Genomic DNA, 17,599 nt, shown 5'->3' with positions numbered 1-17,599 from the left:
CATGACAATTGTCATGTCAGCCAGTGACAAAATCATCTAGTAGCCTGTTAATCCTTTCGCTATAATAAAGTCAGAAAGTAAGAGGTAAGGAAAAATGAAACAATGGTTCTATAAAGTGTTTACGTTAACAGTGATTGGGATGGTCGTCTATTTGATCTTTTCAAAGGATGATACCCTCTATTACCATTTCCCTTGGGAATTATTTGCTGGGATTGGCATCATGAGCTGGGCAGTTCAAGAAGGGCTAAAAATGGTCAAGGCTGTTAAAAAGGAGATGGAGCAATGAAAAAGAAAATTGAAATTGGATTGGTAGCTGCTCTGTGTTTGGTCCTTTGGGCAACAGAGGTTATGACGGGATGGTTTTCTGCTTATTTTCCTAGCTGGTTTTTCCAAACGGTTTGGGGAGTGACCTTGGTCGTCTATGTCATCATTCCAGCTGGCCAAGTCTGGTTGAAAGGAGAGCACCATGAGTGTCATTAGAGTTGAGAACTTGAAGAAAAGTATTAAAGGAAAAGTGATTCTAGAAGATCTTTCTTTCAGGGTTGAACGGGGAGACTGTTTGGCTTTGATTGGGCCTAACGGAGCAGGGAAGACGACTTTGATGAATTGCCTCCTAGGAGATAGAAAGGCGACTTCTGGAATCATTGAAGTAGAGGGGAAAGCTCCTGGTCATCCTCAGTTAAAGACCAGCGTTTCTTATCTCCCTCAAGAGAATGCTATCGTGCAAAAGTTAACCGTGCAGGAATTGATCAGTTTCTTTCGCTCTATTTATCCCAACCCTTTAACGGTCAATGAAATCGATGATTTATTGCGATTTAGTCTAGAACAAAAGAAACAGTTGGCCAGTAAGCTGTCTGGTGGGCAAAAACGTCTCCTATCCTTTGTCCTGACCTTGATTGGTCGTCCCAGTCTTCTGTTTTTGGATGAGCCGACGGCTGCCATGGATACGTCCACTCGCCAACGCTTTTGGGAGATTGTCGGGCATTTAAAGGATCAAGGTGTGACTATTGTCTATTCTTCCCATTACATTGAGGAAGTAGAGCATACAGCTGACCGGATCCTGGTCTTGCACCAGGGACGTTTGCTTCGAGATACGACGCCACTAGCTATGAGAAGTGAAGAGGTAGAAAAACATTTTACCCTGCCTTTGCGATACCAAGCTCTAGTGGCAGGGATGGACGGAATTGGTCAAGTGACGGTAAAACCTGATGCCCTTCAAGTTGTGACAGGTGATGCCAATCGTTTGTGGACTCGATTGCAAGAAGAAGGCTGCTCGATCCAAGAGATCGAAGTGACCAATCGAAGTTTATTGGATTCTATTTTTGAAAATACAAAGGAAGTAGGTAGAGAAGATGAAACGCATGAAAGCTCTCGGCGTGGTTGAGTGGCATTTGACCAGACGCCAAGCCATTTATTATTTATTATCAATAGGGATGCCCACGGCCTTTTATCTCTTCTTTTCAGGGATGTACCAGGACACACCAGGGGCACCCGCTCACTTTATGAGGGATTATCTTCTCTCCATGACGGCTTTTTCCATGATGTCTACGGCTCTATTTTCCTTTCCAACAGTTCTTGAAACCGATCGACTCAATAATTGGCAAAAAGTCTTGCGCCATACCCCGGTATCTATGGTAGAATATTATCTAATAAAGGTTGCGGGTCTCTTTGTAGACTTTCTCCTATCCATTGGGGTCGTCTTTACCGTGGGTCATGTGGTGCGGCATGTGAACATGTCTCTACAGGATTGGGTCTTAGCAGCCTTCCTTCTCATCCTAGGAAGTCTAGCTTTTGTAGCTATCGGTCTGGTCTTGACCTTGCTTCCTTCTAGTCAATTGATGTCGGTTGCGGGCAATCTCCTCTATATGGGACTGGCTGTCATGGGTGGCCTATGGATGCCCATTAGTGTCTTTCCAGAATGGATGCAAGCTATTGGTAAATGCCTGCCAACCTATCAATTGATGGAACTGATCAAGACCTTTTTAAATAAGGGGCAGGTCAATGGCTTTGCTAGTCTCTATTTAACCTTGTTTACCTTGGTCTTGTTTACCCTTGTCATCGTCTATCGCCGTCATTCTGAGGTTCGTGCATGATTGAAAAACTCAAGCGTATTCATTATATGTTTTACGCTAGCCTAGTCTTTATGGGATTCCCCTTTATCTCTATTTTATTGGGTGAGGTTCCCTACTGGCACTTCTTTTTAGCCCTCTTGTTTATTGCTTCCTATCTAGGAATCTTGATTACTGAAAACAAAAAGCTGATCTGGATTTATTGGCTGTACCTCCTAGCCTATGTAGCAGGAAATACTCTTTTTATTAACGCCAACTATTTTTGGTTTTATTTCTTCATCAGTAACCTGTTAGTCTATCATTTTGAGATTCGCAATTTTCGCTCTCCTTATCTTTGGACAGTTTTTCTATCGCAATTCCTACTTTTTGGAGTTATCTTTTTCAGACAGAATGCGATGGAGTATGAATGGGTATTTTTAATCATCATTTTCTTTTTTACCCATGCCATGACTTACGGCATGGTTCGGATTCGGATGATGGAAGAGTTGAAAGCTGACCATGCCAAGCAAAATGCCCAGATCAATCTCTTGCTGGCAGAAAACGAGCGCCATCGGATTGGCCGTGATTTGCATGACAGTCTGGGCCACACCTTTGCTATGCTCAGTGTCAAGGCAGACCTGGTTGATCAATTCTTAGCATTGGGTCAGGTTGAGAAGGCGCAGGAGCAGGTGCAAGAGATTCAAGCCATTAGTCAAGAGTCCATGCACCAAGTCCGAGAGATTGTGGAGAACTTGAAGCAGCGAACCCTGGCAAGAGAGCTGGAAACCGTCAAGCAAATGCTAGAAGTGGCGCAAGTCAAAGTGGAGATCCAAAACAATCTCGATACAGCTAGCATCTCGCCGGTTCTAGAGTCTGCTCTGGCCATGGTGTCTCTGGAACTAGCCACCAATATGATCAAACATGCCAAAGCGACGCAAGCCCTTCTCACTTATCGCTCCACCGAAACAGGGGTAGAAATGGTCGCAGAAGACAATGGTATCGGCTTTGATAAGGTCTCGGATAAGGACCTGCACTCAATCCGCGAACGGATTGCCTTGTTGGGAGGAGAGCTGGATATCAGTCATCAATACAAGCCGACCCGCATAGAAATACGGATCCCCTATCAAGAAAGGAAATAAGATGCGCTTATTAGTTGCAGAAGACCAAAGTATGTTGCGCGATGCCCTCTGCCAGCTCCTGCTTTTGCAAGAGGATGTAGAAGAAGTCTTGCAGGCTGGAGATGGGCAAGAAGCCATTCGCTTACTCGAAACCCATCCAGTTGATATTGCTATTTTAGATATTGAGATGCCAATCAAAACAGGGCTAGAAGTGTTGGAATGGGCCAAAAGTCAACAACCCCAACTCAAGGTTGTCATCGTTACCACCTTTAAGCGGCCGGGTTACTTTGAGCGGGCCCTCAAGGCCGGAGTCGATGCCTATGTTCTAAAAGAGCGACGCATCACGGACTTGATGAGGACCCTGCATACAGTTTTGGCAGGGCAAAAAGAATATTCTCCTGAATTAATGGAGGGAATCCTGGCCCATCCCAATCCTCTAAGCTCTCAGGAGCAAGCGGTCCTAAAAGAAGTTGCAAAGGGAGCTTCCAACCAAGAAATTGCTGATCGTTTATTTCTCTCTAACGGGACCATCCGAAATTATATGTCAGGCATTCTAACTAAATTGGATGCAGAAAACCGGACGGAAGCAGCAAAGATAGCCCAAGAAAAGGGATGGCTATAAGCAAGCAAAGTTTCTAGGATTCCTAGAGACTTTTTTGATTGGATTGTTCTTTTTTAGGACAACTCTCATTAATCGGATTTGGATAGAAAATTCAGAAAATTTGTGATTTTTACTTGAATTATTTTCCAAAAATGGTATGATAGTAGCATGCTCATTTGATAATCAAAGAAACAGAAAGGAGAGACATGGAGAAAATTACCTTAGAAACTGCAAAGACAGGTTCAGAGCTTGTGCTAGAAACGCTTCGAGATCTTGGGATTGATACCATTTTTGGCTACCCAGGTGGAGCGGTTTTGCCCCTTTATGATGCTATTTATAGTTTTAAAGGGATCAAACACATTCTTGGCCGACATGAACAAGGCTGCTTGCATGAAGCTGAAGGCTATGCCAAATCAACTGGGAAGCTGGGTGTGGCCGTCGTCACAAGTGGACCTGGAGCAACCAATGCCATTACAGGGATTGCGGATGCCATGAGTGATAGTGTTCCTCTTCTTGTGTTTACTGGTCAGGTCAACCGTTCTGGGATCGGGAAGGATGCCTTCCAAGAGGCAGATATTGTTGGGATTACCATGCCGATTACCAAGTACAATTACCAAGTACGTGAGACAGCGGATATTCCACGGGTTATCACGGAAGCAGTTCATATTGCGACAACTGGGCGTCCAGGCCCCGTCGTCATTGACCTTCCAAAAGATGTCTCTGCCCTAGAAACTGATTATATTTACAATCCGGCCATTAACATTCCAAGTTACCAGCCGACTATTGAACCAAATGAATTACAGATTAAGAAAATCTTGAAGCAACTTGGCAAGGCTAAGAAACCAGTCCTCTTGGTTGGAGGTGGCGTCAGCTATGCAGAAGCGGCGGATGAATTGGTAGCCTTGGCAGAACGCTATCAGATTCCTGTGGTAACTAGTCTTCTAGGACAGGGAACGATTGCAACCAACCACCCTCTCTTCCTTGGGATGGGAGGCATGCACGGTTCTTTTGCGGCCAACATTGCTATGACAGAAGCAGATTTCATGATTAGCATCGGTTGTCGTTTTGATGATCGTCTGACGGGAAATCCAAAGACCTTTGCGAAGAATGCCAAAGTCGCTCACATTGATATTGACCCAGCAGAGATCGGTAAAATCATTGCAGTCGATATTCCAGTCGTTGGCGATGCCAAAAAAGCCTTAAAACAGTTGTTAGCAGAGCCAGTGGTTCATACCAATACGGAGAAATGGGTTGAGAAGGTTACCCAAGATAAAAATCGGGTTCGTTCTTACGATAAGAAAGAACGCGTGGTCCAACCCCAAGCAGTTATTGAACGCGTGGGTGAGTTGACCAAGGGGGATGCCATCGTCGTGACAGACGTTGGCCAACACCAAATGTGGGCTGCTCAGTACTACCCGTACCAAAACGAACGGCAGTTGGTGACTTCTGGTGGTCTAGGAACCATGGGATTCGGTGTGCCAGCCGCCATTGGTGCTAAGATTGCCAATCCAGATAAAGAAGTCGTGCTCTTTGTCGGAGATGGTGGCTTCCAGATGACCAACCAAGAATTGGCAATCTTGAATGTTTACAAGATCCCAATCAAGGTCATCATGCTCAACAACCATTCACTTGGAATGGTTCGGCAGTGGCAAGAAGCCTTCTATGATGGACGAACATCAGAGTCTGTCTTTGAAACCTTGCCAGACTTCCAATTGATGGCGCAAGCCTATGGGATTAAGAATTACAAATTTGATAATCCCGAAACCTTAGAGAAGGATTTGGAAGTTATTACCGAAGATGTACCAATGTTCATCGAGATCGACATTTCTCGGAAAGAGCACGTTTTACCAATGGTACCAGCTGGTAAGAGCAATCATGAGATGTTGGGGGTGAAGTTTAATGCGTAGAATGTTAACAGCCAAACTTCAAAACCGGTCTGGGGTTCTCAATCGCTTTACTGGTGTCTTGTCTAGACGCCAAGTCAACATTGAGAGTATCTCGGTAGGGGCGACAGAAAATCCCAATGTGTCACGGATTACTATTATCATTGACGTCGCGTCTCATGATGAAGTGGAACAAATCATCAAGCAACTCAACCGTCAGGTCGATGTGATTCGCGTTCGAGATATTACAGATAAACCTCACCTCGAGCGTGAAGTGATTCTGATCAAGGTCTCAGCGCCTGCAGAGAAACGGGCAGAATTGCTAGCCATTATCCAGCCCTTCCGCGCGACTGTGGTAGACGTGGCTCCAAGCTCCATCACCGTGCAGATGACAGGAAATGCAGAGAAGAACGAAGCTCTCTTGCGTGTCATTCGTCCTTATGGGATTAAGAATGTTGCACGGACGGGTGCGACTGGCTTTACCCGCGATTAAAGCCTACTATTCAAAATAGTTACTACCGCCTAAGAGGCAATAAAAATAGAAAAGAGAGAAAAAAACTATGGCAGTTCAAATGGAATACGAAAAAGATGTAAAAGTAGCAGCACTTGACGGTAAAAAAATCGCCGTTATCGGTTATGGATCACAAGGTCATGCCCATGCTCAAAACTTGCGTGACTCAGGTCATGATGTGATCATCGGTGTACGTCCAGGTAAATCTTTTGACAAAGCAAAAGAAGATGGTTTTGATACTTACACAGTAGCAGAAGCAACTAAATTGGCTGATGTCATCATGATCTTGGCTCCAGACGAAATCCAACAAGAATTGTACGAAGCAGAAATTGCGCCAAACTTGGAAGCTGGAAATGCTGTTGGATTTGCACATGGTTTCAACATCCACTTCGAATTCATTAAAGTTCCTGCAGATGTTGATGTCTTCATGTGTGCGCCTAAAGGACCAGGTCACTTGGTTCGCCGTACGTATGAAGAAGGATTTGGTGTTCCTGCACTTTACGCTGTCTACCAAGATGCTACAGGAAATGCCAAAAACATCGCTATGGACTGGTGTAAAGGTGTTGGTTCAGCACGCGTTGGTCTTTTGGAAACAACATACAAAGAAGAAACGGAAGAAGATTTGTTTGGTGAACAAGCCGTTCTTTGTGGTGGTTTGACTGCCCTTATCGAAGCAGGTTTTGAAGTCTTGACGGAAGCCGGATACGCTCCAGAATTGGCTTACTTTGAAGTACTTCACGAAATGAAACTCATCGTTGACTTGATCTACGAAGGTGGATTCAAGAAAATGCGTCAATCAATTTCAAACACTGCTGAATACGGTGACTACGTGTCAGGTCCACGTGTCATTACTGAGCAAGTGAAAGAAAACATGAAAGCCGTTCTTGCGGACATCCAAAATGGTAAATTTGCTAATGACTTTGTCAACGACTACAAAGCTGGTCGTCCAAAATTGACTGCTTACCGTGAACAAGCGGCTAACCTTGAAATCGAAAAAGTTGGTGCTGAATTGCGTAAAGCAATGCCATTCGTTGGAAAAAATGATGACGACGCCTTTAAAATCTATAACTAATGAGGTGATGGTGAAGTTGGGAGAAATCCCAACTTCTTTTTCATCAATAGCAGAGATGGATTGGAAGGTATTTTCAACCATTTAGCAGAATCTGTATGAAGAGACGTGCCATATCGAGCATTTTGGGTGATTTTTCTGAAAATTTGGAAAACACGCTGAAATTTTTGCAGTCTTTTGATATAATTAGATGAAATAAGGAGAAGAAGAGGAAGACTATGATAACATCGAAAGATATCATAAAAGCCCACAAGGTCTTAAAGGGTGTGGTTGTTGAGACTCCCTTAGATTATGATCATTATTTATCCGAAAAGTATGGAGCGAAAATCTACTTAAAGAAGGAAAATGCTCAGCGTGTTCGTTCCTTTAAGATTCGTGGAGCCTACTACGCGATTTCTCAGTTGAATGAGAAAGAGAGAGAGCGAGGAGTAGTCTGTGCCTCGGCGGGCAATCACGCTCAAGGAGTTGCCTACACCTGCCGGGAAATGAAAATCCCAGCGACCATCTTTATGCCGATTACGACACCTCAGCAAAAGATTAGCCAGGTTCGTTTCTTCGGTGGAGAGTATGTGACCATTAAATTAGTAGGAGATACCTTTGATGCTTCTTCTAAGGCGGCGCAGGAATATACCGAGCTTAAAAACTGTACCTTCATTGATCCATTTGATGATGCCAATGTCCAAGCGGGTCAAGGAACTGTAGCCTATGAAATTCTTGAGGAAGCAAAAAAAGAGTCAATTGATTTTGATGCTGTCTTAGTACCAGTTGGTGGGGGTGGTCTCATCGCTGGAGTATCCACCTACATTAAGGAACAAGCGCCGGAAATCGAGGTGATTGGGATCGAAGCAGATGGCGCTCGGTCGATGAAGGCAGCCTTTGAAGCCGGAGGTCCAGTAAAACTCAAACAGATTGATAAGTTTGCGGATGGGATTGCTGTTCAAAAGGTTGGTCAGTTGACTTATGAAGCAACGAAAAAAAATGTTGAGACCTTGATTGGCGTCAACGAGGGCTTGATCTCTGAGACCTTGATTGATCTATATTCTAAGCAAGGTTTGGTTGCAGAACCAGCTGGAGCTGCCAGTGTTGCAGCTTTGGAAGTGTTGAGAGAGTATATCAAAGGGAAGACCATTTGTTGTGTGATTTCTGGTGGGAACAATGACATTAACCGGATGCCAGAGATGGAAGAGCGGGCCTTGATCTATGATGGTATCAAACACTACTTCATCGTCAACTTCCCGCAACGTCCAGGAGCTTTGAGAGAGTTTGTAAATGATATCTTAGGTCCAAATGACGATATCACGCGGTTTGAGTACATCAAACGGGCAAGTAAAGGGACTGGGCCAGTCTTGATTGGTGTCGCTTTGGCAGATAAGCATGACTATGCAGGACTGATCAATCGGATTGAACAATTCGACCCTTCTTTCATTAACTTAAATGGAAATGAAACCCTCTATAACATGTTGGTATGATGGATTCTTTAACAAAGAATCACTTCTAAAAAGTAAATAAAATATAAAGGAGAATCAGGAAATGATTTGGATTTTTCTATTGGCTATTCTATTAGTCGGAGCTACTGTATTCATTAGCTCGCTCTATGTGGTGAAACAACAATCTGTTGCGATTATTGAGCGTTTTGGACGCTATCAAAAGATCAGCAACAGTGGGATTCATGTCCGTGCACCATTTGGAATCGATAAAATTGCGGCGCGTGTGCAATTACGTCTCTTGCAAAGCGAGATTGTGGTCGAAACTAAGACACAGGATAACGTATTCGTTACCATGAATGTAGCGACACAATACCGCGTAAACGAAAACAATGTAACGGATGCTTACTACAAATTGATGCGCCCAGAAGCTCAGATCAAATCTTACATCGAAGATGCCTTGCGCTCATCTGTTCCAAAGTTGACCTTGGATGAATTGTTCGAGAAAAAAGATGAAATCGCCCTTGAGGTTCAAAAACAAGTAGCTGAAGAAATGTCAACCTATGGTTACATTATCGTAAAAACCTTGATTACTAAAGTTGAACCAGATGCTGAAGTGAAGCAGTCAATGAATGAAATCAACGCTGCTCAACGGAAACGTGTGGCTGCCCAAGAATTGGCTGAAGCTGATAAGATTAAGATTGTTACCGCAGCCGAAGCAGAAGCTGAAAAAGATCGCCTTCACGGGGTCGGTATTGCAGAGCAACGGAAGGCCATTGTAGATGGTTTGGCAGATTCTATCAAGGAATTGAAAGACACCAATGTGAATTTGACAGAAGAACAGATCATGTCGATTCTTTTGACCAACCAATATTTGGATACTTTGAATAATTTTGCAGAAAAACAAGGCACCAATACCCTCTTCTTGCCAGCAAATCCGGATGGCGTAGAGAATATTCGCACCCAAATCCTCTCAGCTTTAAAAGCTAAGTAACAAAATATCTGACTTTTTTAAAATTGTTCGTATTTTCAGCTATTATGGTTGACAAAATATGTAAAAAATTTTATATTAGTATTGGAAATAATAATATAGGAGAAGAATCATGGCTAAATCGAACTTCGAAAAAGTGGAATCAGTTGTTGGTTGGGTACGTGATAAAAAGATCACTGGCTATCGTATTAGTAAAGAAACAAACGCCCGTGAAATGTCTATCATTGCACTTGCGCAAGGTCGTGCAAAAGTGAAGAACATCTCGTTTGAAACTGCGCTTGGCTTGATCGATTTTTATGATAAGAATCATCAAAAATTCGAAAATTAAACTTACATATAAAAAGAAGGGAAAAAGCTTCCCTTCTTTTTATATAGTATAAATCAAGATATCGTAGGAAAGTATCACTAGCTTTCTTCATATCTATCAAAGGATTTTAACCAGTTTATGTGTGGAATCATACTTTCAATTGATGGTATTAAAAAACTCCCTCATCGGAAGGATTTCCAGTGAGGGAGTTTGTTTTAGTTTAAGAAACGTTGTAAGAATTCTTTCGTCCGTTCTTCTTTTGGATTGGTAAAGATTTCTTTCGGATTACCTTGTTCAGCGATGACCCCCTTGTCCATAAAGATCACACGACTTGAGACGTCTCGTGCAAATTCCATTTCGTGTGTGACCACGATCATGGTTAAGCCTTCTTTGGCTAAGTCTTGCATAATTTTAAGAACTTCTCCGACCATTTCAGGGTCCAGAGCTGAGGTTGGCTCATCGAATAAAATGGCATCTGGATCCATAGAGAGAGCACGAGCAATAGCTACCCGTTGCTTTTGTCCTCCTGAAAGTTGTTTTGGACGAGCAGCCCAATAAGGTTCTCCCATGCCAACTTTCTCCAAGTTCGCTTTAGCAATTTTCTCTGCCGTTTCTCTGTCCCGTTTTAGGACAGTTGTCTGAGCGACAATGGTGTTTTCTAAGACATTTAAGTTTTCAAAGAGATTAAAGCTTTGGAACACCATGCCCAATTTTTCCCGATAGTGGGTGAGATCGTAATCTGGATCGAGAACGTTTTGCCCCCGGTATAGGATTTCTCCATCAGTCGGCGTTTCTAAGAGATTAATGGAGCGAAGGAAGGTAGATTTTCCGCTACCAGAGCTCCCAATGATAGAGATTACTTCGCCCTTCTCAACAGAAAGAGAGATGTCCTTCAAAACTTCGTTTTGACCGTAGGATTTTTTTAAGTGTTTGATTTCAAGTATTTTTTCTGCCATTATTTCACCTCTTTGACTTGCATTTGATTGGCACCAGTTGTATAGGTATCAGAATCTAAGCGACGTTCGATGTAACGAAGGATACGGGTGATAGTGAAAGTCAGGATAAAGTAAATAACCGCAATAATAGTAAAGGTTGGGAAGTATTGGTAGTTTTGAGTTGCGACCGTATTTCCTGTAAAGTAGAGTTCAACCACAGAGATAACATTCAAGACCGATGTATCCTTGATGTTGATAACAAATTCATTACCTGTTGCTGGCAAGATATTACGCACCACCTGAGGAAGGACGACCTTGCGCATGGTTTGTCCATGGGTCATTCCTAGAGCAGTAGCTGCTTCAAACTGGCCAGTATCCACTGCTAAGATTCCTCCCCGAACAATCTCACTCATATAAGCCCCTGTATTGATCGAAACAATAAAGATGGCTGCCCAGGTACGATCCAAGGAGATGTTGAAGGCTTGGGCGGATCCGTAGAAAATAACCATGGATTGAACAATCATCGGAGTTCCACGGAAGATTTCAATGTAGACATTGAGGAACCAACCAAAGAATTTTTGCAAGGCAGCGAGAGCCTTGTTTTTAGATGTAGGAGCAGTCCGGAAGACACCGATTAACAAACCGATGATCAAACCAGCAATAGTACCTGTCATGGAGATGAGGAGGGTCATACCAGTTCCACGTAAGAACTGTGGGCCATTATCTTTCAAAATCTTCATCATTTGGCTGAAGAAAGTCTGCTCATCATCGCTAGCATCACTGGAAGCGGGTTGTTTCTTGATCATATCATCCATGAGTTTGACTTGGTCTTCAGATGAAATCTTAGCTAGTGCCGCATTGACTTGGTCAATTCTAGTGTCACCCTTCTTCATCCCGATAGCGATGGTTGCATCTTCCTCCCCAACTTCAAAACCTTTTTTGAATTGGATCATCTTAAATTTTGAATTAGCGGATTCAGCTGTCAAGGCTTCTGGACGCTCAGAAACATAGGCATCGATAACGCCGGATTCTAAAGCTTGACGCATTTGAGCAAAGTCTCCCATTGCAGTTTCTTGTTTTGCACCCTTGAGTTGGGAGATAAGAGAGTAGAGGTAGACCCCTTGTTGAGAGGTGACCTTTGCATCCTTAAAGTCATCTAGACTAGTGGCATTCGCATAGTTTCCGTCTTTACGCACCAGCATGACCGGCTCACTGGTATAGTAGCTATTAGAGAAAGCGACTTCTTTCTTACGCTCGGCAGTAGGACTCATCCCAGCGATAATCATATCGATTTTCCCAGAAGTGAGGGCAGGGATTAAACCGTTCCAAGATGTTTTTACAATTAGAGGTTTTTTACCTAGTCCCTCAGCAACCTTTTTGGCGATTTGAACATCGTACCCGTTGGCATATTGATTGGTGCCATCAATCTTTACGGCTCCATTTGAATCATCTTCTTGAGTCCAGTTGAAAGGAGCATACGCAGCCTCCATTCCAATCCGGAGATACTCATCTGCTTTGACAATATGGCTCATTCCCAGACACAAAAGTAGTCCGGTAAAGAGAGCATAAATTGTTTTTTTCATGTAGTCTCCTCTTCCTTTATAAATAGTATCATCTTATTGTACAGGAAATTGGTCTACTTTTCAAACCTGATAACCTTTTCATGAAAAAATGCTATAATAAACCAAAGGAGTATAGGGGAAATGAAAAAAATTCTGTATGTTCTATTAGCAGTGATGGCCTGTCTATTTATAACAGGTTTTGTAAAAGCGGATGGTCCTTCCTATGAGGTTCAGTCTTATCGAGGGACTCTTACCTTGGAAACTTGGGACGATGCTACCTATGAGGAAGAATTGGTCTATCATTTTACAACTTCCTATAATGGTCAATATGTCAGCTTGGGAAGTGCGGGTAAAATGCCTCAAGGTTTTGAAATAGTAATTCCTCCTTTGGTGGAAGTGGAAGGTAGAACCTTGTCGCAAGAACCAGAAGTTCATAATTTAGGCGATGGTTATCAGGTGAAGATTTATAACGGCGGAAGTGCAGGGGATACTGTCAAGATAAAGGTTACCTGGCGCTTAAAAAACCTGCTCTATGTTCACCAAGATATCCTATTATTGAACTGGAAACCAATTAGTGATGGGGATCAAGAGGTCAAAAAAGTGGAGTTACAGGTTATCCCGAAATTTGCCGCGCCTGCCTCGAAATCGGAACTGAATATCCATACGGCTTATATGGGGGCTGAGGCAACTGTTCAGAAAGAAGAAGCAAACTATAAGGCTACTCTAGAGAATCTGAAACGAAAAGAAGGTGTTGAGATTTATGCTTACTGGCGGAAATCGGATGTAGCTTCCTTTGGGGAATCCTATCGCGATACAGGTTTGATGGAGGAGTCCAACTATCATCGGACGGAAGCAGGAATTGTTCAAAAACGGACCTGGATTCGCCTATTTATGAAGGTCCTACTCCCAATCCTTATTCTGTTCATCCTTCTTCTTGCTATTTATTATCGTCATCGATTCATGCAATCTGTGACTTCTACCAGAGTTTTCCCAAAAAATAGCCGCTTGTATGAGATTCCAAATGACGTTGCGCCTCTACTAATGGCCTCGATTGTATACTCTACAGAGCTAGATGAGATTTCTCCAACCAAAAAACATGCTCGGGGCGCCTTTAAATTTGATCAGTTGGTGCAAGCAACCTTACTTGATTTTATTGATCGAAAAAATATCATCTGTGAGCAATACGACACTCATACAGTTTTAACCATTCAAAATGAAGATACATTGGATGAATTTGAGCGCGAGTTTCTTAGACTTGCTTTCGGTTCTCAAAAATATTGTAGAACAGATGACTTGTTTTCAGATTATGAAATTTCAGATTCTCTCTATAAATATGCCTCTGAGAAAGAGCAAGATGCCATTCGCAAGCGAGGAAAACAAGCGCAAGATCGGATTGATGCAGCGATTTCTCGTGTCGCTCAGGCAGTTCAACAAAAGATCCAAACCTTTGCCCTTTCTCCTTACTACCGTCCTTTAGAGGCAGGGGAGGAACGTGCAGGCCGTATGTGTCTCTTCTTTGGATGGGCTGCGTGGGGCATTGCTTTGGTAGCCGGTCTAATTGCTTATTTCATCTTGAATTGGCTCTCTATCTTTTGTGTGATCTATGTGTTGGTAATGTGGATTCTTCCGGCATCCTTCCAAGGGAAGTTCACCCTCTATCGACGGGATGGATTCCCAACGGACCTCGGTGCAGAACAGCGCTATTACTGGGATAGCTTCCGTAATATGTTGCGGGATATCGCTCATTTGGAAGAAGCAGAAGTTCAATCGCTGGTTTTATGGAATCGCTTATTAGTCTATGCTACTCTGTTTGGTTTTGCAGATCAAGTAAGTAAAGTGATGAAGCTTCGTCAAATCCACCTAGACAACCCAAGTATGGATGCCTATGTCTACACTCCATTTCGTAGTAATCTGATCCATTCCAGCCATCTCTTATCTACTTATGGAACGACCGCGACAACTGCTAGTCATTTTACAGTGTCTTCAAGTGGTAGTTCTGGTGGTGGCTTCTCTGGTGGCGGTGGCGGCGGTGGCTTCGGTGCTTTTTAGAGTCGAAAAGTGCTAGCTAGCCACAGTTGTAGTTACACTTTTATAGAAGTGAGGTAGGATCTACCTCACTTTTTTTAGTCTATGCATCCTTGCAAGCGCATCTGGTTCTATGGCTAGAAATGTGTTATAATATAGCAAATGTAAGTTTAGGAGAAGAAGATGTTTATCATTGAAGTGATAAAAGCGATTCTTTTTGGAATCGTTGAAGGAGTCACCGAGTGGCTTCCAATCTCAAGTACAGGTCATTTGATTTTGATCCAAGACTTTATCCAGTTTAAGGATCAAACCCCTGCCTTTATGGAGATGTTTAATGTCGTTATTCAGCTTGGTGCTATTATGGCCGTCGTCGTGATTTACTTCGACAAGCTTTATCCCTTTAAGCCTGGAAAATCGAAAAAAGAGGTGAGACGGACTTGGCAGTTGTGGGCCAAGGTTGCTGTAGCGACCCTGCCTTTGCTCTTTGTTTTTAAATTGGATGATTGGTTTGAAGCTCATTTTCATAACTCTTTTTCTGTAGCCATCATGCTGATCACCTATGGGTGGGCCTTTATTTACCTTGAAAAACGAGAGCAAGTAGAACCAGAAGTGACGGAATTACACAAGTTGCCTTATAAGACTGCTCTCTATATTGGTTTGTTCCAAGTCTTGTCACTTTTCCCAGGGACCAGTCGGTCAGGTGCAACGATTGTAGGTGGTTTGGTCAATGGAGTTAGCCGTTCTGTTGTGACAGAATTTACCTTCTATCTGGGGATTCCTGCCATGTTTGGAGCTAGCCTATTAAAGGTCGCTAAGTTTGTCTTGGGAGGAAATGCTTTAAGTTTCAGCCAAGGGACGATCCTTTTGGTCGCTATGGCAGTTGCCTTCGGAGTCAGTATGGTAGCAATTCGCTTCTTGACAGATTATGTTAAAACTCATGACTTCACGGTTTTTGGAAAATATCGGATTGTTTTGGGAGCGATTTTGCTGGTCTATGCAGTAATTAAAATCTTTATCTAATCATGAGATAGGAGTGCTTCTTCTTTCTCTTCAAATGGCTATGTTTGAGGGGGGAGGAAGTGCTCTTTTGTTTTAGGTTTTTTCATATCTGAGGTGGGGGTCATGTTTTGAAAAATATGTCCCTTTTTAGTATAATAGAAAGACTAACAGTATGAGGTGCAGTCATGAAGATGAAGCAAATCAGTGATTCAACCATTAAAATCACGATTCAATTAGAGGATTTAGAAGAACGAGGCATGGAAATGGCCGATTTTTTGGTGCCTCAAGAAAAAACAGAAGAATTTTTCTATACCATCTTGGATGAATTGGAAATGCCAGAAAGCTTCTTAGACAGTGGCATGTTGAGTTTCCGAGTGACTCCTAAGCCGGATAAGCTCGATGTGTTTGTGACCAAATCAAAAATTGATCAGCATCTAAATTTTGAAGATTTTTCCGACTTGCCTGATATGGAAGAATTGTCGCAAATGTCTCCAGACGAATTTATCAAGACCTTGGAAAAAACCATCTCTGAAAAGAGTAAGGGAGACGGCGATGCTATCCGTCATTTAGAAGCTGAGGAATTGGCTGATGAGAATCAGCTTTCAGAAGAAGATACGCCGAATCATCCAGTAGATACACGGTATATTTATTATATCCTCCAGTTTTCTCAGTTAGAAGAAGTGATTCGGTTTACAAAAACAGTTCATTATGCGGTTGAGACTTCGGAACTTTATAAAATGGACGGGGTTTACTATTTAACCGTCTTGATTGATTTGGAAGGGTGCCCGCAGGATTATCCAGGTTGGCTCTTGGCAACCATGCGTGAATATGCGGAAGACACAGATACTACTAGAGCTGTCCTCCAGGAACACGGTCATCTCTTGCTCGTTTCAGATGCTATTCACGAACTACAAAAGGTCAATTTGGTATGATTACTTTTCCATTACAATTTATCCTGGTCCTGATTGCAACTTTTTTGATCAGTTTGATTCTAACTCCCTTTGTAAGGTTACTGGCCTTTAAAATAGATGCAGTCGATTATCCGAACGCACGGCGAATCAATAAGAAACCCATGCCCAGCGCTGGTGGATTAGCCATTCTTCTTGCTTTTACCATTGCAACCGTGGTATTGCTACCGATGATTACCAAAGGCTATGTAGCCAAGACATCTTATCTGACCTATACTTTACCAGTTGTTGTTGGAGGATGGATCATTGGCCTGACTGGTTTAATCGATGATGTAAAAGAATTATCACCGCGGTTAAAGATGCTGGGGATTTTCCTAGGGGCCAGTGTGATCTGGTTCTTTACAGATTTTCGCTTAAATGATTTCAAGATCCCTTTTGGAGGGCCATTTCTTCATTTTGATCCCTGGTTGTCCTATATTTTAACAGTCATTTGGATCATTTCGATTACCAATGCAGTCAATTTGATTGATGGTTTGGATGGCCTGGTCAGTGGGGTTTCGATTATTTCCTTGGTGACGATGGGGATTGTTTCTCATTTCTTTCTCCCAGTGCCCAATCTCTTTCTGACTATGACGATTTTTGTCTTAGTCATGGCCATTGCTGGTTTCTTCCCCTTTAATTATCATCCAGCGATTCTTTATTTGGGGGATACAGGAGCCCTCTTCATTGGTTTTATGATCGCTGTTTTGTCCTTGCAAGGTCTTAAGAATGCGACGGCAGTTGCGGTTGTTACGCCGATGATTATTTTAGGAGTTCCCATTACGGATACCTTTTTAGCGATTGTTCGTCGGACTCTCTCTGGCCAGAAGTTCTATGCCCCAGACCGGAATCACTTGCACCATCGCCTACTTTCTTTGGGCTTAACGCATCGTGGAACTGTCTTGGTCATCTATGGAATTTCGATGATTTTTGCTATGATTTCTCTTCTATTGAATATTTCGACTCGTATTGGTGGCGTTCTGCTTGTCATCGGTTTGGTATTAGGAGTTGAATTATTAGCAGAATTGATTGGAGTCCTAGGTCCGAACCATAGTCCGCTCCTCAATTGCTTACGCTATATAGGAAATTCTGCCTATCGAGAGGAAGTTCGACAAAATAGAAAAAACAAAACTAAATAAGAACGATTCTAAACACCAGAAAAGCCTTTTAGGCTTTTTT

At 42.7% G+C, this 17,599-nt stretch carries 18 protein-coding genes; 16 read left to right on the top strand and 2 right to left on the bottom strand.

Annotated features, from left to right (window positions below):
- The first annotated feature begins 94 nt into the window (after window positions 1-94).
- The 12 genes from HMPREF9421_RS00160 to HMPREF9421_RS00105 all read left to right on the top strand — a co-directional run bounded on the left by HMPREF9421_RS00160 (window position 95) and on the right by HMPREF9421_RS00105 (window position 9,973).
- On the top strand, window positions 95-286 hold the full coding sequence (locus HMPREF9421_RS00160) for a hypothetical protein (RefSeq protein ID WP_006594983.1): 192 nt from the start codon (window positions 95-97) through the stop codon (window positions 284-286).
- Window positions 283-480 carry a hypothetical protein gene (locus HMPREF9421_RS00155; RefSeq protein WP_006594982.1) on the top strand — a complete coding sequence of 66 codons (198 nt, stop codon included), beginning with the start codon at window positions 283-285 and terminating at the stop codon, window positions 478-480. Before HMPREF9421_RS00160 ends, HMPREF9421_RS00155 begins: the two co-directional genes overlap by 4 nt.
- Window positions 467-1,384, top strand: a complete 918-nt coding sequence (locus HMPREF9421_RS00150) for an ABC transporter ATP-binding protein (protein ID WP_006594981.1) — start codon at window positions 467-469, stop codon at window positions 1,382-1,384. Before HMPREF9421_RS00155 ends, HMPREF9421_RS00150 begins: the two co-directional genes overlap by 14 nt.
- The gene (locus HMPREF9421_RS00145; RefSeq protein ID WP_006594980.1) at window positions 1,353-2,093 is read left to right on the top strand and encodes an ABC transporter permease; all 741 of its coding nucleotides are present in this window, start codon (window positions 1,353-1,355) and stop codon (window positions 2,091-2,093) included. The genes HMPREF9421_RS00150 and HMPREF9421_RS00145 overlap by 32 nt, the downstream gene beginning before the upstream one ends.
- Window positions 2,090-3,187: a sensor histidine kinase gene (locus tag HMPREF9421_RS00140; protein WP_006594979.1), complete on the top strand. Its 1,098-nt coding sequence runs from the start codon at window positions 2,090-2,092 to the stop codon at window positions 3,185-3,187. The genes HMPREF9421_RS00145 and HMPREF9421_RS00140 overlap by 4 nt, the downstream gene beginning before the upstream one ends.
- A 1-nt stretch (window position 3,188) precedes the next feature.
- Window positions 3,189-3,788 (top strand): response regulator transcription factor, encoded by a 600-nt coding sequence (locus HMPREF9421_RS00135; RefSeq protein ID WP_006594978.1) that lies wholly within the window; start codon window positions 3,189-3,191, stop codon window positions 3,786-3,788.
- Between the two features lie 185 nt (window positions 3,789-3,973).
- Window positions 3,974-5,674: an acetolactate synthase large subunit gene (locus HMPREF9421_RS00130; protein WP_006594977.1), complete on the top strand. Its 1,701-nt coding sequence runs from the start codon at window positions 3,974-3,976 to the stop codon at window positions 5,672-5,674.
- The gene (gene ilvN / locus HMPREF9421_RS00125) at window positions 5,667-6,143 is read left to right on the top strand and encodes an acetolactate synthase small subunit (protein ID WP_006594976.1); all 477 of its coding nucleotides are present in this window, start codon (window positions 5,667-5,669) and stop codon (window positions 6,141-6,143) included. The genes HMPREF9421_RS00130 and ilvN overlap by 8 nt, the downstream gene beginning before the upstream one ends.
- A 67-nt stretch (window positions 6,144-6,210) precedes the next feature.
- Complete coding sequence (gene ilvC, locus HMPREF9421_RS00120) at window positions 6,211-7,233, top strand: ketol-acid reductoisomerase (protein WP_006594975.1); 1,023 nt, start codon at window positions 6,211-6,213, stop codon at window positions 7,231-7,233.
- Window positions 7,234-7,448: 215 nt separating this feature from the next.
- Window positions 7,449-8,699 (top strand): threonine ammonia-lyase IlvA, encoded by a 1,251-nt coding sequence (ilvA, locus tag HMPREF9421_RS00115; protein ID WP_006594974.1) that lies wholly within the window; start codon window positions 7,449-7,451, stop codon window positions 8,697-8,699.
- 61 nt (window positions 8,700-8,760) lie between these two features.
- Window positions 8,761-9,648, top strand: a complete 888-nt coding sequence (locus tag HMPREF9421_RS00110) for an SPFH domain-containing protein (protein WP_006594973.1) — start codon at window positions 8,761-8,763, stop codon at window positions 9,646-9,648.
- A 109-nt stretch (window positions 9,649-9,757) separates the two neighbouring features.
- Window positions 9,758-9,973 (top strand): capsule biosynthesis transcriptional regulator, encoded by a 216-nt coding sequence (locus HMPREF9421_RS00105; RefSeq protein WP_006594972.1) that lies wholly within the window; start codon window positions 9,758-9,760, stop codon window positions 9,971-9,973.
- A gap of 194 nt (window positions 9,974-10,167) precedes the next feature.
- Here HMPREF9421_RS00105 and HMPREF9421_RS00100 read toward each other — a convergent pair whose 3' ends face one another.
- Window positions 10,168-10,908 carry an amino acid ABC transporter ATP-binding protein gene (locus HMPREF9421_RS00100; RefSeq protein WP_006594971.1) on the bottom strand — a complete coding sequence of 247 codons (741 nt, stop codon included), beginning with the start codon at window positions 10,906-10,908 and terminating at the stop codon, window positions 10,168-10,170.
- Entirely contained in the window at window positions 10,908-12,470 is a 1,563-nt protein-coding gene (locus HMPREF9421_RS00095; protein WP_006594970.1) for an ABC transporter substrate-binding protein/permease, read from the bottom strand. The genes HMPREF9421_RS00100 and HMPREF9421_RS00095 overlap by 1 nt, the downstream gene beginning before the upstream one ends.
- Window positions 12,471-12,590: 120 nt before the next feature.
- Here HMPREF9421_RS00095 and HMPREF9421_RS00090 point away from each other — a divergent pair, with 120 nt between their 5' ends.
- The 4 genes from HMPREF9421_RS00090 to HMPREF9421_RS00075 all read left to right on the top strand — a co-directional run bounded on the left by HMPREF9421_RS00090 (window position 12,591) and on the right by HMPREF9421_RS00075 (window position 17,559).
- Window positions 12,591-14,498 (top strand): DUF2207 domain-containing protein, encoded by a 1,908-nt coding sequence (locus HMPREF9421_RS00090; protein ID WP_006594969.1) that lies wholly within the window; start codon window positions 12,591-12,593, stop codon window positions 14,496-14,498.
- Window positions 14,499-14,657: 159 nt separating this feature from the next.
- Entirely contained in the window at window positions 14,658-15,494 is an 837-nt protein-coding gene (locus tag HMPREF9421_RS00085; protein WP_006594968.1) for an undecaprenyl-diphosphate phosphatase, read from the top strand.
- Window positions 15,495-15,658: 164 nt separating this feature from the next.
- Entirely contained in the window at window positions 15,659-16,405 is a 747-nt protein-coding gene (gene mecA / locus HMPREF9421_RS00080) for an adaptor protein MecA (RefSeq protein WP_006594967.1), read from the top strand.
- Entirely contained in the window at window positions 16,402-17,559 is a 1,158-nt protein-coding gene (locus HMPREF9421_RS00075) for a glycosyltransferase family 4 protein (RefSeq protein ID WP_006594966.1), read from the top strand. The genes mecA and HMPREF9421_RS00075 overlap by 4 nt, the downstream gene beginning before the upstream one ends.
- Window positions 17,560-17,599 lie beyond the last annotated feature (40 nt).

It is taken from the genome of Streptococcus australis ATCC 700641 (assembly GCF_000186465.1).
GTDB lineage: Bacteria > Bacillota > Bacilli > Lactobacillales > Streptococcaceae > Streptococcus > Streptococcus australis.
The sequence above is the reverse complement of the archived record's forward strand: the minus strand, read 5'-3'. Positions and strand labels throughout refer to the sequence as shown.

Bases quoted from the DNA above. Each gene is read 5' to 3' on its own strand.
- HMPREF9421_RS00160 (WP_006594983.1), top strand. From the start codon at position 95: ATGAAACAATGGTTCTATAAAGTGTTTACGTTAACAGTGATTGGGATG.
- HMPREF9421_RS00155 (WP_006594982.1), top strand. From the start codon at position 283: ATGAAAAAGAAAATTGAAATTGGATTGGTAGCTGCTCTGTGTTTGGTC.
- HMPREF9421_RS00150 (WP_006594981.1), top strand. From the start codon at position 467: ATGAGTGTCATTAGAGTTGAGAACTTGAAGAAAAGTATTAAAGGAAAA.
- HMPREF9421_RS00145 (WP_006594980.1), top strand. From the start codon at position 1,353: ATGAAACGCATGAAAGCTCTCGGCGTGGTTGAGTGGCATTTGACCAGA.
- HMPREF9421_RS00140 (WP_006594979.1), top strand. From the start codon at position 2,090: ATGATTGAAAAACTCAAGCGTATTCATTATATGTTTTACGCTAGCCTA.
- HMPREF9421_RS00135 (WP_006594978.1), top strand. From the start codon at position 3,189: ATGCGCTTATTAGTTGCAGAAGACCAAAGTATGTTGCGCGATGCCCTC.
- HMPREF9421_RS00130 (WP_006594977.1), top strand. From the start codon at position 3,974: ATGGAGAAAATTACCTTAGAAACTGCAAAGACAGGTTCAGAGCTTGTG.
- ilvN (WP_006594976.1), top strand. From the start codon at position 5,667: ATGCGTAGAATGTTAACAGCCAAACTTCAAAACCGGTCTGGGGTTCTC.
- ilvC (WP_006594975.1), top strand. From the start codon at position 6,211: ATGGCAGTTCAAATGGAATACGAAAAAGATGTAAAAGTAGCAGCACTT.
- ilvA (WP_006594974.1), top strand. From the start codon at position 7,449: ATGATAACATCGAAAGATATCATAAAAGCCCACAAGGTCTTAAAGGGT.
- HMPREF9421_RS00110 (WP_006594973.1), top strand. From the start codon at position 8,761: ATGATTTGGATTTTTCTATTGGCTATTCTATTAGTCGGAGCTACTGTA.
- HMPREF9421_RS00105 (WP_006594972.1), top strand. From the start codon at position 9,758: ATGGCTAAATCGAACTTCGAAAAAGTGGAATCAGTTGTTGGTTGGGTA.
- HMPREF9421_RS00100 (WP_006594971.1), bottom strand. From the start codon at position 10,908: ATGGCAGAAAAAATACTTGAAATCAAACACTTAAAAAAATCCTACGGT.
- HMPREF9421_RS00095 (WP_006594970.1), bottom strand. From the start codon at position 12,470: ATGAAAAAAACAATTTATGCTCTCTTTACCGGACTACTTTTGTGTCTG.
- HMPREF9421_RS00090 (WP_006594969.1), top strand. From the start codon at position 12,591: ATGAAAAAAATTCTGTATGTTCTATTAGCAGTGATGGCCTGTCTATTT.
- HMPREF9421_RS00085 (WP_006594968.1), top strand. From the start codon at position 14,658: ATGTTTATCATTGAAGTGATAAAAGCGATTCTTTTTGGAATCGTTGAA.
- mecA (WP_006594967.1), top strand. From the start codon at position 15,659: ATGAAGATGAAGCAAATCAGTGATTCAACCATTAAAATCACGATTCAA.
- HMPREF9421_RS00075 (WP_006594966.1), top strand. From the start codon at position 16,402: ATGATTACTTTTCCATTACAATTTATCCTGGTCCTGATTGCAACTTTT.